The sequence below is a fragment of the Ruegeria sp. AF1 genome, from assembly GCF_056542125.1.
Genome location: NZ_JBQFZG010000009.1, coordinates 100,376 through 115,578 on the forward strand (window position 1 = coordinate 100,376; position 15,203 = coordinate 115,578).

A 15,203-nucleotide genomic window follows, 5' to 3' on the forward strand; every position below is an offset into this window, starting at 1 on the left:
AATATTGTGATTTTCGGCGGGTTGCTAGAACTTGTTGTCTGCTATGCGTAGTTGCCGGGCGCGCGACAGAATCGCATCCTCGACTGCGCGGGATGTTGCCGCACTCACAGGAGCCCCCCCGCTTGATTGCAGCGCAACCGACAAAGAGCGCGCGGCAAGCGCCGGATCGCTGATATGAACAGTTGCCCGGTAGGATCGGCCGCCGCCCGGAGGCGTGCCATAACCCGTTACGATTACTCCGGTAAACGGATCAACCTCTTGCACTGGCAGGAAGCTCAGCACATCCAGCGAAGCCGCCCAAAGATACCGGTTCACGTTTGTTGTCTGTTCGGCGGTGCTGCGGTCAAAGATGTCCCAGATAGTTGCCCGCTCGGGGTCATTCAGCTCCTGTTCGTCCGAATTGCCGCCAGCGAGGTTAGGGGAGTACGTTGTCGAAGTGTTTCGATTCTGCCCACATGCCGAAAGAGCGGCGGTCAGCAGGATCATTCCCAAAATCGTCGGCAGGCGCATTGCAAACAGGTCCTGTTTCACTTGTTCTACAGTATTCAGGGGATACTCCTAGCCAAGGACCCCCGCTGCAACAAGTCCATTCTTCTGAAATGTAAGTGTATCAGCTGCATCGGGGCGAAAACTGACTGTGGCATCCTTGCACCAATTTGACCTCAATGACGCTGACGTCTTTATGCCAAGCTTGCGCAAAGGGGGCAAAAAGAGCGAAACGGTGTCCGTGCTGAGACATGTGCCGAGGCATATGTCGAGTAGATAACTCTTTTGAAACCGAGGGAAACAAGATGAAAAAAGTTCTCTTCGCATCGACGGCGCTGATCGCGACCGCAGGCGTTGCAGCAGCTGAAGTTAACTTCAGCGGTTATGGCCGCTTTGGTATTGGCTACGTTGAAGATCGTAGCGGAACCGTTACAAACTTCCAAACAACCGGTACCGCAACAGGTACTAACACTGCGGTTGTTCAAACAAGCGACGCGATCCTGGTCTCGCGCTTCCGTCTGAACATCGACGGTAGTGCAGAAACCGACGGTGGCGTTCGTTTCGAAGGCCGCGTTCGTCTGCAAGCTGACGAAAACAGCGGCAACGGCGAAGCAAACCGCGCTGGTCTGAACGGTGCACGCTTCTCGGTCATCTACGGTGGCCTGCGTGTTGACGCCGGTAACGTTGCAGGTGCCTTCGACAACCTGGCAAACTACTACGGCAACGAAGTTGGTCTTGAGCTGTTCGCAGGTCAGTACTCGGGTGTTAACTACAACTTCTTGGGTTACACTTCGACCGGTTCGGGCTCTAACGCCGTGTTCTTCCAGTACTCGGTTGGCGACTTCTCGTTTGGCGCATCGTACGACCAAGCGACTGTAGCTCTGAACGGTGCACCTATTAGTGCAGACCGTTGGGACATCAGCGCAACCTACACCTTCAACAACATCACAGCTGCTTTGGCCTACGGCCAGACCGACGCTGGTGTTGCTGGTGTAAGCGATCCGAGCCTGACCGTTCTGACCCTGGGTGGCGAATGGGGTGACTTCTCGGGTACTCTGTTTGTTGCAGACGACGCAACTCAAGTTACTGCAACTGACGGTACCGCATGGGGTCTGTCGGCTGCCTACAACCTGGGTGCTGCAACCACCCTGCTGTTCACCTACGGTGACGGTAACGCGTCTGCTGATACTCAGCAGGTTGCTGTTGGCGCGATCTACGACCTGGGCGGCGGTGCATCGCTGCGCGGTGGTATCGGTGTCAACGACTGTGACAGCTGCACAGACTCGACCATGGTTGCTGACTTCGGTGCTCAGTTCAACTTCTAAGCTGATCTGAACCGCAAGGTTTAAGGGCGGGTCTTCGGACTCGCCCTTTTCTTTTGCGCCGACTTGGTGTTTTTCTGCGCAAAACAGGATGAGGGTCCCATGTCGCTGCAAGACATCACCGCACGTATCGCCAAAGCCGAAGCCAGGTCGGACAGACCGGCTGGTTCTGTCAAACTGATTGCCGTGTCCAAAGTGCAGCCGAATGAAAGGGTGCAGGCCGTTCTTGAGCAGGGGCACAGATGTTTTGGCGAGAATCGCGTGCAGGAAGCAGCAAGCAAGTGGCCCGCGTTCAAAGAACAGTTCGAGGGTATTGATCTGCACCTCATTGGCCCGTTGCAGACCAACAAGGCCCGTCACGCAATGGAACTGTTTGATGCGATCCATTCGGTAGATCGACCCAAACTGGCCAAGACACTGGCGCGTTTGGCACAGGAAATGGGAACCTGTCCGGACCTGTTCATTCAGGTCAACACCGGTGAGGAAGACCAAAAGGCCGGTATCCTTCCTGCGGACGCGGATGGTTTCATTGCCGAGTGCAGGTCATTGGATCTGCCTGTGTGTGGATTGATGTGCATTCCCCCGGTCGATGAAGAGCCGGCTTTGCACTTTGCGCTATTGGCCAAAATCGCCGCACGCAACGGGCTTGATGGATTGTCTATGGGAATGAGTCAAGATTTCGAACAGGCCATCGCCCTTGGCGCGACACATGTGCGCGTTGGCTCGGCCATCTTTGGCGAACGGGTTAAACCTCAGGAATGATCAGCCGTGATCCGGGGGCAATGTGCCCTGCGATCCAGTGCAGATGGTCCCGGCGAAAGGCAATGCAGCCTTCGGTTGGATAACCGGGTCTGCGCCATTGGTGCAGAAAAATCGCTGACCCTCTGCCCGGAACGGCGTTTGGCCAGTTCCAGTCGGTCAACAGAATCAGATCATATAACGGGTCGGCGCGGCGCAGCTTTTCGTGGCTGAATGCATAGGGTGCGCTGACCATGTGGTTGTATCTGCTTTCAGACACGTCGTCAGACCACAAGTCCCGTGGGCCAATGGCACGGGCCCATTTGCTGGGGGCGGCCATTCGGTCGGCCCGGTACAGCATACCGACGATTCGATGATGTCCGGTTGGGGTCGCGCCATCGCCTTCGCGTTTTGCGTTGCTCAACCCGCCTTTGCCCACGGAACAGGGGAACTCCCTGCCAAGAAACCGGATGCCGCGCGGGGTCAGAACAAGATCGTTTGGGGTCAAAGCAGATGGCCCGACTTCTTGGCCTTGGTTGCCAGGTATCCCCGGTTGTGAGAGGTTTCGCCAACCCTCAGAGGGACACGCTCGGTTACTGCGATACCTGTTCGCTCCATCATGGCGATCTTGGCCGGGTTGTTGGTCAGCAAGCGGACAGAATTGAAGCCCAGCGACTTCAATATGTCCGACCCAAGCCGAAAATCGCGCTCATCGTCCTCAAAACCCAGCCTGTGGTTCGCCTCAACAGTGTCAAAACCCTGATCCTGAAGGAAATAGGCGCGCATTTTGTTGGCCAGACCGATACCGCGCCCTTCCTGATTCAGGTACAAAAGAACGCCTGCACCTTCTGCCCCCATCTGTTCCAGGGCACCGCGCAGTTGCGGGCCGCAATCACATTTCAGGCTTCCCATCAGATCGCCGGTGAAACAGGCAGAATGCAATCGGGCCAGCACAGGCTTGTCGCGGTCCGGGCGTCCGATCTCGACGGCGTAGTGCTCTTCACCACCGTCTTCAGGTCGGAATACGTGCAACCGACCGGCTTCGGACACCTCCATCGGAAGGCGGGCCGCGACGACTTCGTGCAAAGTGCTGCGATCCGCCAGATGAGGTGTGGCGCGCGTGTGATCAATGCATGTCAGACCGTGCGACGCGGCAAATGCCCTGCCGTCCTCGACAGGTACCACGACCACAGCGGGAAGGATGCGCGCGGATTTGGCCAATGCAATTGCGATACGGTGGAGATTGGCATTACCGTGCCGCTCGGTCATCAACGGGCCCTTCATGGGTGCGTTCAGATCGTCGGAAGGATCGGCAACCGCCTGTACCCATGCGATATCCGCATCCGCCGGGATCGATACACGTGCCAGATCCCCGTCGTACGCCCGCGCTTTCAGGGTTTCAGCACGTCGCCCAGTTATGGCCACCACCGGACTCCCTAGTTTTTTCAGGTCGGCCAGACGCTGCGGGCTGAGCGTTTCGGCAGAAACCGCAAGCACGCTGAAGCCGCTGTCATCAGTCAGTGCAACGGGAACGCCCATGCGCAGATCGGCCCGGGCCCGGGCGAGAAGTTCCGTGATGTCGGGGATGAGACTCATCAATGTTACCCTATAACGCTCAATCTTTCTCCTAGCTCTTTCGAAAGGAAATGTGAAACATTTCCGCGAACTCTGACACGAAGGCGTGAAACGGTTGCAGCAAATCTTGTTGATTGCATATTCCACGCGCAAGTGATGGAAAAGCGTTTGGAGGACCGGGAAATGGCTCAACTCAAGAAAATCCTGCTAGTGGACGATGATGAGGATCTGCGCGAGGCGCTCAGCGAGCAACTTGTCATGACCGAAGACTTTGACGTGTTCGAGGCGTCGGACGGTCACTCTGCCATGGAGCGCGCGCGCGAAGCGATCTATGATCTGGTCATTCTTGATGTGGGTCTGCCGGATACCGACGGGCGCGAACTGTGCCGCCTCATGCGCAAACAGGGTGTCAAAAGCCCGATCCTGATGCTGACCGGTCATGACAGCGATGCCGATACGATCCTGGGCCTGGATGCCGGCGCGAATGACTATGTTTCGAAACCATTCAAATTCCCGGTGCTTCTGGCACGCATCCGTGCGCAGCTTCGCCAGCACGAACAATCCGAGGACGCAGTATTTGTACTTGGCCCCTATACGTTCAAACCGGCGATGAAGATGCTGATCACGGAAGAGGACAGAAAAATCCGCCTGACCGAGAAGGAAACCAACATCCTCAAATTTCTGTACCGCTCGACCGACGGCGTGGTGGCACGGGATGTGCTGCTTCACGAAGTTTGGGGGTATAATGCTGGTGTTACAACGCATACGCTGGAAACCCACATCTACCGCCTGCGTCAGAAGATTGAGCCCGATCCGTCAAATGCGCGCCTTTTGGTCACAGAATCCGGTGGATATAGGCTGGTGTCTTAACTGGGTGTGGATTGACTTGGATCAAAGTGATACCCTGTACTCATAATTAGGTTACTCCCAACCCGCGCATGTCCGGGTTATGACATGCACCTCCCTGTTGGACTGCCGGGCCGAATGGCCCGGCTTTTTTCTTTTTTGAAGGGCGAGATCATGCGCCGCCTATACCGTCACAGGCGTTGCGAAATCCATTTTGTTCCTGTAATGTTCTAATTCTTGCGAAAGGTTGGAGGAGCGCGTGATGATCGAAGGAAGCTGTTTGTGCGGGGCGGTGAAGTTTAACCTGAAGTCTCAACCATCCGTGATGGGAACCTGCCATTGCTCAAGATGCAGAAAAGCCGGGGCCAGCACAGTTGTATTTGTCAACAAAGAAGACTTGGTGTGGGTTCGGGGAAGGGAAAACGTAACGCTGCACCAGCCTGATCCGCCTTACAAATACGGCAGGTGTTTCTGCACGAAATGCGGGACATCTTTGGGCGAAATCACTTCAGAAGCAGACAGTTTTCCAATCGCTGCAAACGCATTGGATACTGGGTTAAAGCAGAAAGTTCAGTTTCACGAATTTGTTTCGGAAAAGCCGGACTGGTACGAGATTTGCGACGATGCCCCCCAAAATGAAAGCCACCCGTCCTAGCTTTTTTTCTGATGGCACCCCACCCCCCACCGCGTTAACCTTCGCCAAATCGCGACAGAGGAATCCTCGCCATGCCCTTCACACTTGCCACCTGGAACATCAACTCGGTCCGACTGCGCGAACCTATCGTGCTGAAACTGTTGGAAGAAGAGGCACCGGATGTTCTGTGTTTGCAGGAATGCAAGTCTCCGGTTGAAAAGATTCCGACCGAAGGGTTCGCGGAGCTGGGCTATACCCACATGATTGCCCGTGGCCAGAAAGGATATAATGGCGTCGCCATCCTGTCCCGCCTGCCGATAGAGGAGGTGGGCGACATGGATTTCGCAGATCTCGGCCACGCACGCCACATAGCCGGACGGATGGAGAATGGTGTCACGATCCACAACTTCTATGTTCCCGCTGGCGGTGATGTGCCAGATCGTGAAGTGAATGAGAAATTTGGCCAAAAGCTCGACTATCTCACGGGCATGCGCGATTGGTTCCACGCAGAAAAGCCGGAAAAATCCATCCTCGTCGGCGATCTGAACATTGCTCCGCGAGAAGATGACGTCTGGTCGCACAAACAATTGCTCAAGATCGTCTCGCACACTCCGATTGAAGTGGAACATCTGGCCGAGACCCAGGACGCGGGTGGTTGGGTCGATATCACCCGGCAGGATATTCCCGAAGGGCAGCTTTTCAGCTGGTGGTCCTACCGGGCCCGCGACTGGGATGCGGCAGACAAGGGGCGGCGGCTGGATCATGTCTGGGCCACGCCCGATATTTCGAATGCGGGTCATTCCAGTCGCATTCTGCGGGATGCGCGTGGGTGGGAGAAGCCCAGCGATCATGCGCCGGTCTTTGCGACTTTCGACATCTGAACTGAAACTCTGCACTTGGTTTCTGCGACAAGCGATTGCATATAGAGCGCAAGTTCGAACGAAAGAGTGATTGCCATGGACATCCTGAACGGCGCAGCCGCCCCAGCCACCGATCTGATCAAGGACGGGACCGAGGCCACTTTCATGGTCGATGTGGTCGAAGCTTCGCAGGAAACGCCTGTTATCGTTGACTTCTGGGCACCTTGGTGCGGCCCGTGCAAGACGCTGGGCCCGATGCTGGAAGACGCTGTTACCGCCGCCAAAGGCGCGGTGAAGATGGTCAAGATCAACGTGGACGAGGCACAGATGATCGCCTCGCAAATGCGCATCCAGTCGATTCCAACGGTCTACGCGTTTTTTAAAGGGCAACCCGTGGACGGTTTTCAGGGCGCGCTGCCGGGGTCCGAGATCAAGGCTTTCGTAGACCGCGTGATCGAGGCGTCAGGTGGGGAAAGCCCCGGTGGTCAATTGGATGACGCGGTAGTTGCCGCCGAAGAAATGCTGAGCGAAGGCGCAGCGGCAGATGCCGCGCAGACTTTTGCCGCCGTTCTTGGCGAAGACCCGAACCACGCGGCAGCATATGGCGGGCTGGTGCGGGCACATATCGCCACTGGCGATCTGGAGCATGCCGAGGCCATCCTGAACGGTGCACCGGCTGAAATATCCAACTCGGCCGAGGTCGAGGCTGCGCATGCGCAATTGCAACTGGCCAAGCAAGCGGCTGATGCGGGTCCGGTGGCTGATCTGACAGCGGCCGTTGAAGCAGACCCCGAAAATCTTCAGGCCCGGTTTGACCTGGCACAGGCATTGCATGCGAACGGCGAAGTGGAAGAAGCCGTGGCGCAATTGCTGGAATTGTTCCGCCGGGATCGTGAGTGGGATGACGGGGCCGCCAAGACCCAGCTTTTCACGATCTTTGATGCGCTCAAGCCCAATGACCCGATCGTTCTGAACGGTCGCCGCAAACTCAGCTCGATGATATTTGCCTAATTTCTGATCAGAGCTAGAATTGGGACATGATGCATCCCGCCGATCTGCCGGACACCGTATCCGTGTTCCCCTTGCCCGGGGCGCTGTTGTTGCCCCGCTCGCGCTTGCCGCTTCACATCTTCGAGCCGCGCTATTTGCAAATGCTGGACGATGCGCTCAAGACCAAGGAACGGCTGATTGCGATGGTCCAGCCAAATCCTTCGGCCCATGATGAGAACAAACTGCACCGCATCGGATGCGTCGGGCGTGTGACCCAGTTTTCCGAAACGGAAGATGGCCGTTATCTGATCACGCTGACCGGTGTGTCCCGGTTCCGCGTGGTTTCAGAGTTGGACGCTTTCACGCCATACCGGCGGTGCGAAGTTTCGTGGGACGGCTTTGACAGGGATCTGGGCAAGGCCGAAAACGACGACAGGTTCAATCGCACCAAGTTCCTAGCTTTGCTGGAACGCTTCTTTTCGTCCCGGCAATTGTCCACCGATTGGGCTTCTCTGAAAGATGCCGAGGATGAATTGCTGGTGAACTCGCTGTCCATGTTGCTGGACTTTGACCCGGAAGACAAACAGGCCTTGTTAGAGGCCCCTTGCCTGCGCACACGGCGCGAGACGCTGATGACATTGATAGAATTCGCAATGCGAGGCGGATCGAATGAGGAAAAACTGCAATGACTGACCCTGAACACGCCTTTGATCGCCGCATGCTCGAAGCTCTGGTCTGCCCGCAGACGCAAACGACCCTGCGCTATGACGCCGAAAGGCAGGAACTTGTGTCACAGGCCGCAGGTCTGGCTTTTCCCATCCGCAACGGCATTCCGGTCATGCTGGTCGACGAGGCACGGCAGCTGGACTAAATTGGCTGCCCTTGCAGCAGCTTGGGCAAATCTCCGGTCAAACCGGCGGCTTCGCGGACGAAACCGCGCTGCAACCCCGGCAGTGCGCCGACAATTCCCATACCAACGTCTCGCCCAATGCGCAGCAACGGGTTGTCGTTCGAGAACAGTTTGTTGAAAACATCCGTTGCCATCGCAAGAGCAGCGGTGTCGAACCTGCGCCATTCCTGATAGCGTTCCAGCACCATAAGCGACCCGATGTCTTCGCCGCGCCGCCCTGCCAAGGTCAGAACCTCTGCCAGCGCGCCGACATCACGCAGACCGGCGTTAAGGCCCTGACCGGCAATCGGGTGCATCCCGTGGGCGGCATCCCCGACCAGTGCCAGACGATCAGCGACAAAGGAATTGGCGATGGTCAGGTTCAAAGGATAGGTGAAACGATCTCCTGCCAGGCGGATTTCACCTAGGAAATCGCCGAACCGTGGGCGTAGGACTTGCAGATAGTCGCCCTCGGGCAGGGCGTTGATCTGTTGCGCGGCCTTGGTGCGTTCGCTCCATACAATGGAACTGCGATTGCCGGTCAGCGGCAGAATCGCCAAGGGGCCTGGCGGCATGAAGAACTGATGGGCAATGCCGTGATGCGGCAGCTCGTGTTCAATGGCGCAGACAAGTGCGGTCTGGCCATACTCCCAACCTGTGCGCTTGATACCTGCGCGGCGCGCGGTGCCGCTGTGGCGGCCGTCACACCCAACCAGCAGGCTGCTGTTCACAGTCGAACCATCGTCCAGCGTCACGGTCACTCCAGTGGTGTCGGCTTGTTGCGACACAACAGTCTTGCCACTCAGCTGAGTGATGCGGGGCTCATCAGCCATAGCGTCCAGAAAGGCGCGGCGCAGGTGACGGTCTTCGACCATATACCCCATCGGGCCTTCTTCTATTTCGGCGTGGTCGAAATGCATGAAAAACGGTGACGGGCCTGTACCGGCGTGGCCGTCTGTGACCTTGATCTCCAGCATCGGTTGGGCGTGTTCCGCAACGCGGTCCCAGACACCGATGGCAGCCAGCAAGCGCTGTGACGCCAAGGCCAGCGCATAGGCTCGCCCGTCGAATGCCGCATTCTTGCGGACCTTCTCTTCCAGCGCATCAATCACTGTGACCGAATGTCCGGTTTGTGCCAGAGCCAATGCCAAAGCCGGGCCGTTCAGCCCGCCGCCCACGATCAGAATGTCAGATGCCTGTGTCATGCCCTGCAATATGCGCGCCCTTTCGGGATTGTCCATGTGCAGTCCTGTCGCTACCGTTCTTTCAAGCCAAAAAGCAGGAGGGGGCGGGATGCAGGATTGGTTGACCATGACGGCGTGTGATTTGGGCCGTGGAATTGGGATGGGCCAGATCGATCCGGTTGAATTGACGGAAACCTACCTGTCTGCAATAGACGCCCATCCGCACCGCGACCGCATCTATGCCCGCGTCACCCATGACCGCGCCCGCGCCGAGGCCGAAGCCGCGCAGCAACGCGCGAAGATGGGATTGCGGCGGTCGTTGCTCGATGGGGTTCCGATCAGTTGGAAAGACTTGTTCGACACCGCTGGTACCGCGACCGAGGCCGGGTCGGCGCTTTTGAAAGACCGGGTGCCGGACGCGGATGCACTTGTGGTACGCAACGCAACCCAGATGGGAACGGTCTGTCTGGGTAAGACGCATATGAGCGAGCTGGCCTTTTCCGGCCTTGGATTGAACCCGATCACTGGTACGCCGCCTTGCATTGACGATGAGGACGCCGTGCCTGGCGGTTCATCTTCAGGCGCGGCGGCTTCGGTTGCGTGGGGTTTGGCAGCTGGGGGTATCGGGTCCGATACTGCTGGGTCAGTACGCATCCCATCGGCTTGGAACAATTTGGTTGGACTAAAAACCACCGCCGGGCGGATAAGTTTGGAAGGGGTTGTACCTCTGCGCCTTCGGTTTGACACGGTGGGCCCTTTGGCGCGCTCAGTTGAAGACGCAGCACATATGCTGGCTTTGCTTGAGGGCGGAACGCCTGCCGATCTGCGAGGTGCAAACTTGAAAGGCCGCCGTTTTGCAGATTTGCAAAACGTGGTTAAAGACGATTTGCGCGATGTACCGCGAGTCGCTTATGAGGTTGGTTTGGAACGACTTCGAGACGCAGGCGCAAAGGTTATTCCTCTTGAGGTTCCCGAACTTCACAACGCAATGTCCCTGTCTAGTGTTGTCGATCCCACCGAATCGTACGGACTGTGGCGAGATGTGATCGAAGCGAATCCTGATGTAATGTATCCTCCGATACTGGAACGGTTCCGGGCTGGAAAAGACGTATCCGGTCCGGACTACGTCGCTGCGTGGTCGAAGCTGGAAGCCTGTCGCGCGGCATGGGATACCGCCACCGCCGGGTTCGATGCCGTTCTTGCGCCAACCGTTCCCAATCTGCCACCCAATCTGGACCGGTTGATGACCGATCACGACTATTACGTGACTGAAAACCTGCTGGCCCTTCGCAACACGCGGATCGGCAACCTGATGGGGCTTGCGGCGCTGACCCTGCCCACCGGAACGCCCGGTTGCGGGCTGATGATGATGGGGTATCCGAACTCGGAAGAGGCCCTGTTGCGGTTGGGGTCAGCGGCAGAATCGGCATTGGCTTGAATGCCACAATCCACTGATTCGGAACCTCTTTGTCTGGACGAAGAGGTATGCGGGCTGTAATCTTCCAAAAAAACGGGGCGCAAATGACCCCGATATTGAGGCAGTAATATGGATTTCCCCGAGCGGTTTTCGAACCTACCGGAATATGCATTCCCGCGTTTGCGCGCCCTGTTGGATCACCATCAACCGGGCGGTAACGTCGTTCATATGACGATTGGCGCACCCACGCATGACTTTCCGGCCTGGGTGACGGATGTCATCATGGAAAACGCGGCCGGGTTTCAGGGCTATCCGCCGAACGAAGGCTCGGAAGACCTGCGCGGTGCAATCACGGGCTGGATCAAGCGGCGCTATGGGGTCGAAATGGACCCTGACACCAACGTCATGGCGCTGAACGGCACACGTGAGGGGCTGTATAATGCGGCCATGGCGCTGTGCCCGGAACAGAAGAATGGCAAACAACCGATCATCCTGTGCCCGAACCCATTTTATCAGGTCTACATGGTCGCGTCGATTTCGGTGGGTGCGCAACCTTATTTTGTCCCTGCAACCGCTGCGACAGGTCATCTGCCGGATTATTCCAGCCTGTCCGAAGATGTGCTGAACCGAACTGCGGTGGCTTATGTCTGTTCCCCGGCCAACCCGCAGGGTGCAGTTGCGTCGCGCGACTATTGGGCTGACCTGATCCGTCTGGCCGAGGCTTATGATTTCCGGATCTTTGCCGACGAGTGCTATTCTGAGATTTACCGTGACCAAGCCCCGACGGGGGTTCTGACCGTCGCGCAGGAACTGGGGACTGATCCCGAACGGATCACGCTGTTTAATTCCCTGTCCAAACGCTCGAACCTTGCCGGTTTGCGCTCGGGCCTGATTGCAGGTGGACCAAAGTCCATCAGTCAGGTGAAAAAGCTGCGCACCTATGCCGGGTCCCCACTGCCTTTGCCCTTGCAAGCCGCCGCCGCGCGCGTCTGGGCGGATGAGATACATGTCGAGCAAAACCGCGCGCTCTATCAGGAGAAATACGCCATTGCTGATGAGGTGTTTGCGGGCGTGCAAGGTTACATGTCGCCAGAGGCCGGGTTCTTTCTGTGGTTGCCGGTCGAGAATGGTGAGGACGCGGCATTGAAGGTTTGGAAGGAAACCGGGGTTCGGGTTCTTCCTGGCGCATATCTTTCACAAGGCGATCCGGGAAATAACCCGGGCGAAGGCTTTATCCGGGTTGCATTGGTAGCGCCAAAAACAGAGTTGCAGCGTGGTCTGATCACACTCCGCGACTGCATCTATACGTGAGGTACGAGGGCAAAATGGCATCATATAATGCGCGAAACCGCGACCCATTGCTGGACAGCACAACACAGGCAGCCCTGGAGCGACGCAGTAAGGAACTGATCGGTATCGCGCTGATCCTGTTGGGCTTGGCCGCGGCTGCGATGATCTGGTCCTATACGCCCGATGATCCCAACTGGATGGTTTCGACCGATGCACCGGTGCAGAACTGGATGGGACGGGTGGGCGCGTCTATTGCAGCCCCCTTGTTCATGATCGTGGGCTGGGGAAGCTGGGGCATCGCGCTTGTTTTGGCTGGATGGGGTCTGCGTTTTGCGGGCCATTTCGGTGAAGACCGGGCCATTGCCCGCCTGATCTTTGCCCCGATCTGGATCGCTGTAGCCTCGGTCTATGCCGCAACCCTTGTTCCCGGTGCCGAGTGGCGTGCAACGCATAGCTACGGTTTGGGCGGTTTGTTTGGCGACACGGTCATGGGCGCGTTGCTGACGCTGTTGCCGATCTCCTCGCATTTTCTGGTCAAACTGATGTCTCTGGCCATGGCCGTCGGTATGACCGCGCTGGGTGTTTTTGTGCTGGGCTTCACCAAGGCCGACGTGAAACGTGGCTTCCGGGCCTTCATCCTGGGCCTTGTGATGTCTTATGACATGCTGATGACGCTGATGGGGCGCGGTGCGGCTTCGGCCGCGCAAGCGGCACGGGATCGCCGGGCGCAGTGGGAAGAACGCAAGCTTGCTCGGGCTGAAGCGGTCGAGGCGATGTTTGACGACGAACTGGTCTATGCCGACCCTGTTTTTGAAGAACCTGAATTGGGACGCCCTGAACCTCCGGTCAAATCGGGCCTGTTGGCGCGAATGCCGTCGCTTATCCGTCGCCCCGATCCAATGCCCGAACCCGAGCTGGTGGACCCGGAACCGATCGCGGGCTTTGACGACATGCCCGGCGAAGATCGCATCCGCTCCAAAATCTCGGCCGCCGTGCGAAATCGCAAGGTTGCTGTGGGCGAAATGACACCCGAGCCAGATCCCAGCCTGCCGTTGACCAAAGGTCGTGGACGCCGTCCCGATCCGCTGATCCTGAACCAGCATACCTTGTCCGAATTGCCCCCGGAACCGCCGGTGACGGCGTATGGTCTGCGCCCCGAGCCGCAGGTGTCCACTGGTGACACGCCAGAGGCACCAGAGCTTGCTTTGATGGGTTATGAGGCCGGGACGGAACAATACGACTACGCGTCCGAGTTGGATATCGATGATGAATCGGTTTTCGAGGATGTCGCCGATGCCATGCCGCAACCGCGTCAGGCGATGAAGATCCCAGTGGCTGAACCGCGGAAGCCTGTGGTGGCGCAGCCCGTGCGCCGGACACCGTTGCCGTCCCGTCGTGCGCAGGCCGAAGCGCAACCGGCATTGTCCTTCGAGGAACGACACTCTGATTTTGAACTGCCGCCTCTGGGCTTATTGTCCAACCCCGCAAATATCCAGCGCCATCACCTGAGCGATGAGGCCTTGGAAGAAAACGCGCGGATGCTGGAAAACGTTCTGGACGATTACGGCGTCAAGGGTGAGATCGTCAGCGTACGCCCCGGCCCGGTCGTGACCATGTACGAGCTGGAGCCCGCTCCGGGCCTTAAGGCGAGCCGTGTGATCGGTTTGGCAGACGATATTGCGCGCTCGATGTCGGCCCTTTCGGCACGTGTTTCGACACTGCCCGGCCGTTCGGTGATCGGGATCGAGTTGCCCAATGAAAACCGGGAAATGGTGGTTCTACGCGAAATCCTCGCCAGCCGCGATTTCGGCGATGGCAATCAGGCGCTGCCGTTGGCGCTGGGCAAGGATATCGGCGGCGCGTCCGTGGTGGCGAACCTGGCCAAGATGCCTCACCTGCTAATCGCCGGGACCACGGGTTCGGGCAAGTCGGTGGCGATCAACACGATGATCCTGTCGCTGCTTTACAAGCTGACGCCGGATGAATGCCGCCTTATCATGATCGACCCCAAGATGCTGGAACTGTCGGTTTACGATGGCATCCCGCATCTGCTGTCGCCCGTTGTGACCGATCCGAAGAAAGCGGTCGTGGCCCTGAAATGGGTCGTGGGCGAAATGGAAGACCGCTATCGCAAGATGTCCAAGATGGGCGTGCGCAACATCGCTGGCTACAATGGCCGTGTGAAGGATGCGCTGGCCAAGGGCGAGTTGTTCAGCCGCACGGTGCAGACCGGGTTTGACGATGAAACCGGTGAACCAACATTCGAGACGGAACAATTCGCGCCCGAAGCGATGCCCTATATCGTCGTCATTGTTGATGAGATGGCCGATCTGATGATGGTCGCGGGCAAGGAGATCGAAGCGTGTATCCAGCGTCTGGCACAAATGGCGCGAGCCTCGGGCATTCACCTGATCATGGCAACACAGCGCCCGTCTGTTGACGTGATCACCGGCACGATCAAAGCCAACTTCCCGACGCGGATTTCGTTCCAGGTGACCTCAAAAATCGACAGCCGTACCATTTTGGGCGAGATGGGCGCCGAGCAGCTGCTGGGGCAGGGCGACATGCTTTACATGGCCGGTGGCGCCAAGATCACCCGATGCCACGGGCCGTTTGTGTCGGATGAAGAGGTCGAGGAAATCGTCAACCACCTCAAACAATTCGGCCCGCCCGATTACGTGGGCAGCGTTCTGGATGGACCGGCCGAGGACAAGGTCGACAACATTGACGCCGTTCTGGGGTTGAATACAGGTGGCAACACGAACGGAGAAGACGCGCTGTACGATCAGGCGGTGGCAATTGTGATCAAGGATCGCAAATGCTCGACCTCTTACATTCAGCGGAAACTCGCCATCGGGTACAACAAGGCGGCGCGGCTTGTTGAGCAGATGGAAGAGGAAGGTGTTGTTTCGTCAGCAAATCATGTCGGGAAACGCGAAATCCTCGTCCCCGAGCAATAGGATATTTAATAA

Annotated in this window: 15 protein-coding genes; 11 read left to right on the top strand and 4 right to left on the bottom strand. The window is 57.7% G+C overall.

Going from position 1 to position 15,203, the window contains the following annotated elements; all coding sequences use genetic code 11:
* Positions 1–24 precede the first annotated feature (24 nt).
* Positions 25–510, bottom strand: coding sequence for a DUF3576 domain-containing protein (locus ACR0BK_RS13520; RefSeq protein WP_480555066.1), 486 nt, complete (start codon positions 508–510; stop codon positions 25–27).
* 281 nt (positions 511–791) lie between these two features.
* On the opposite strand from ACR0BK_RS13520, the gene ACR0BK_RS13525 reads away from it, so the two are divergent.
* Together ACR0BK_RS13525 and ACR0BK_RS13530 are read left to right on the top strand one after the other, a co-directional pair.
* Positions 792–1,811 (top strand): porin, encoded by a 1,020-nt coding sequence (locus ACR0BK_RS13525; RefSeq protein ID WP_480555032.1) that lies wholly within the window; start codon positions 792–794, stop codon positions 1,809–1,811.
* A 99-nt stretch (positions 1,812–1,910) separates the two neighbouring features.
* Positions 1,911–2,570: a YggS family pyridoxal phosphate-dependent enzyme gene (locus ACR0BK_RS13530; RefSeq protein WP_480555033.1), complete on the top strand. Its 660-nt coding sequence runs from the start codon at positions 1,911–1,913 to the stop codon at positions 2,568–2,570.
* On the opposite strand, the gene ACR0BK_RS13535 is transcribed toward ACR0BK_RS13530, so the two are convergent.
* The gene (locus ACR0BK_RS13535) at positions 2,554–3,054 is read right to left on the bottom strand and encodes a L,D-transpeptidase family protein (RefSeq protein ID WP_480517844.1); all 501 of its coding nucleotides are present in this window, start codon (positions 3,052–3,054) and stop codon (positions 2,554–2,556) included. The genes ACR0BK_RS13530 and ACR0BK_RS13535 overlap by 17 nt on opposite strands.
* On the bottom strand, positions 3,051–4,142 hold the full coding sequence (gene ribA / locus ACR0BK_RS13540) for a GTP cyclohydrolase II (protein ID WP_480474143.1): 1,092 nt from the start codon (positions 4,140–4,142) through the stop codon (positions 3,051–3,053). The genes ACR0BK_RS13535 and ribA overlap by 4 nt, the downstream gene beginning before the upstream one ends.
* A gap of 162 nt (positions 4,143–4,304) precedes the next feature.
* Between ribA and ACR0BK_RS13545 the strand changes: the two genes are divergently transcribed.
* From ACR0BK_RS13545 to ACR0BK_RS13570, 6 genes are all read left to right on the top strand, one after another.
* On the top strand, positions 4,305–4,991 hold the full coding sequence (locus ACR0BK_RS13545; RefSeq protein WP_171724917.1) for a response regulator transcription factor: 687 nt from the start codon (positions 4,305–4,307) through the stop codon (positions 4,989–4,991).
* 238 nt (positions 4,992–5,229) lie between these two features.
* Positions 5,230–5,622: a GFA family protein gene (locus ACR0BK_RS13550; RefSeq protein ID WP_480517840.1), complete on the top strand. Its 393-nt coding sequence runs from the start codon at positions 5,230–5,232 to the stop codon at positions 5,620–5,622.
* A 71-nt stretch (positions 5,623–5,693) separates the two neighbouring features.
* On the top strand, positions 5,694–6,482 hold the full coding sequence (locus tag ACR0BK_RS13555; protein ID WP_480506418.1) for an exodeoxyribonuclease III: 789 nt from the start codon (positions 5,694–5,696) through the stop codon (positions 6,480–6,482).
* A gap of 75 nt (positions 6,483–6,557) precedes the next feature.
* Positions 6,558–7,472 (top strand): thioredoxin, encoded by a 915-nt coding sequence (trxA, locus tag ACR0BK_RS13560; RefSeq protein ID WP_480474140.1) that lies wholly within the window; start codon positions 6,558–6,560, stop codon positions 7,470–7,472.
* Positions 7,473–7,498: 26 nt separating this feature from the next.
* A complete protein-coding gene (locus tag ACR0BK_RS13565; RefSeq protein WP_209504974.1) occupies positions 7,499–8,140 on the top strand; it encodes an LON peptidase substrate-binding domain-containing protein in 642 nt (213 codons plus the stop codon).
* Entirely contained in the window at positions 8,137–8,322 is a 186-nt protein-coding gene (locus ACR0BK_RS13570; RefSeq protein ID WP_209504973.1) for a Trm112 family protein, read from the top strand. The genes ACR0BK_RS13565 and ACR0BK_RS13570 overlap by 4 nt, the downstream gene beginning before the upstream one ends.
* Here ACR0BK_RS13570 and ACR0BK_RS13575 read toward each other — a convergent pair.
* On the bottom strand, positions 8,319–9,581 hold the full coding sequence (locus ACR0BK_RS13575; RefSeq protein WP_480555034.1) for an FAD-dependent monooxygenase: 1,263 nt from the start codon (positions 9,579–9,581) through the stop codon (positions 8,319–8,321). The genes ACR0BK_RS13570 and ACR0BK_RS13575 overlap by 4 nt on opposite strands.
* 52 nt (positions 9,582–9,633) lie before the next feature.
* On the opposite strand from ACR0BK_RS13575, the gene ACR0BK_RS13580 reads away from it, so the two are divergent.
* The 3 genes from ACR0BK_RS13580 (at position 9,634) to ACR0BK_RS13590 (ending at position 15,191) form a co-directional block, all read left to right on the top strand.
* On the top strand, positions 9,634–10,962 hold the full coding sequence (locus ACR0BK_RS13580) for an amidase (RefSeq protein WP_480539611.1): 1,329 nt from the start codon (positions 9,634–9,636) through the stop codon (positions 10,960–10,962).
* Between the two features lie 108 nt (positions 10,963–11,070).
* Positions 11,071–12,252, top strand: a complete 1,182-nt coding sequence (locus ACR0BK_RS13585; protein WP_480555035.1) for an aminotransferase class I/II-fold pyridoxal phosphate-dependent enzyme — start codon at positions 11,071–11,073, stop codon at positions 12,250–12,252.
* Positions 12,253–12,266: 14 nt separating this feature from the next.
* The gene (locus tag ACR0BK_RS13590) at positions 12,267–15,191 is read left to right on the top strand and encodes a DNA translocase FtsK (protein WP_480517832.1); all 2,925 of its coding nucleotides are present in this window, start codon (positions 12,267–12,269) and stop codon (positions 15,189–15,191) included.
* Positions 15,192–15,203: the final 12 nt, after the last annotated feature.

Coding starts and splice junctions, on each gene's coding strand:
- ACR0BK_RS13530 (WP_480555033.1), top strand. CDS start 1,911: ATGTCGCTGCAAGACATCACCGCACGTATCGCCAAAGCCGAAGCCAGG.
- ACR0BK_RS13585 (WP_480555035.1), top strand. CDS start 11,071: ATGGATTTCCCCGAGCGGTTTTCGAACCTACCGGAATATGCATTCCCG.
- ACR0BK_RS13550 (WP_480517840.1), top strand. CDS start 5,230: ATGATCGAAGGAAGCTGTTTGTGCGGGGCGGTGAAGTTTAACCTGAAG.
- ACR0BK_RS13575 (WP_480555034.1), bottom strand. CDS start 9,581: ATGGACAATCCCGAAAGGGCGCGCATATTGCAGGGCATGACACAGGCA.
- ACR0BK_RS13555 (WP_480506418.1), top strand. CDS start 5,694: ATGCCCTTCACACTTGCCACCTGGAACATCAACTCGGTCCGACTGCGC.
- ACR0BK_RS13520 (WP_480555066.1), bottom strand. CDS start 510: ATGCGCCTGCCGACGATTTTGGGAATGATCCTGCTGACCGCCGCTCTT.
- ACR0BK_RS13580 (WP_480539611.1), top strand. CDS start 9,634: ATGCAGGATTGGTTGACCATGACGGCGTGTGATTTGGGCCGTGGAATT.
- ACR0BK_RS13525 (WP_480555032.1), top strand. CDS start 792: ATGAAAAAAGTTCTCTTCGCATCGACGGCGCTGATCGCGACCGCAGGC.
- ACR0BK_RS13570 (WP_209504973.1), top strand. CDS start 8,137: ATGACTGACCCTGAACACGCCTTTGATCGCCGCATGCTCGAAGCTCTG.
- ribA (WP_480474143.1), bottom strand. CDS start 4,142: ATGAGTCTCATCCCCGACATCACGGAACTTCTCGCCCGGGCCCGGGCC.
- ACR0BK_RS13545 (WP_171724917.1), top strand. CDS start 4,305: ATGGCTCAACTCAAGAAAATCCTGCTAGTGGACGATGATGAGGATCTG.
- ACR0BK_RS13565 (WP_209504974.1), top strand. CDS start 7,499: ATGATGCATCCCGCCGATCTGCCGGACACCGTATCCGTGTTCCCCTTG.
- ACR0BK_RS13590 (WP_480517832.1), top strand. CDS start 12,267: ATGGCATCATATAATGCGCGAAACCGCGACCCATTGCTGGACAGCACA.
- trxA (WP_480474140.1), top strand. CDS start 6,558: ATGGACATCCTGAACGGCGCAGCCGCCCCAGCCACCGATCTGATCAAG.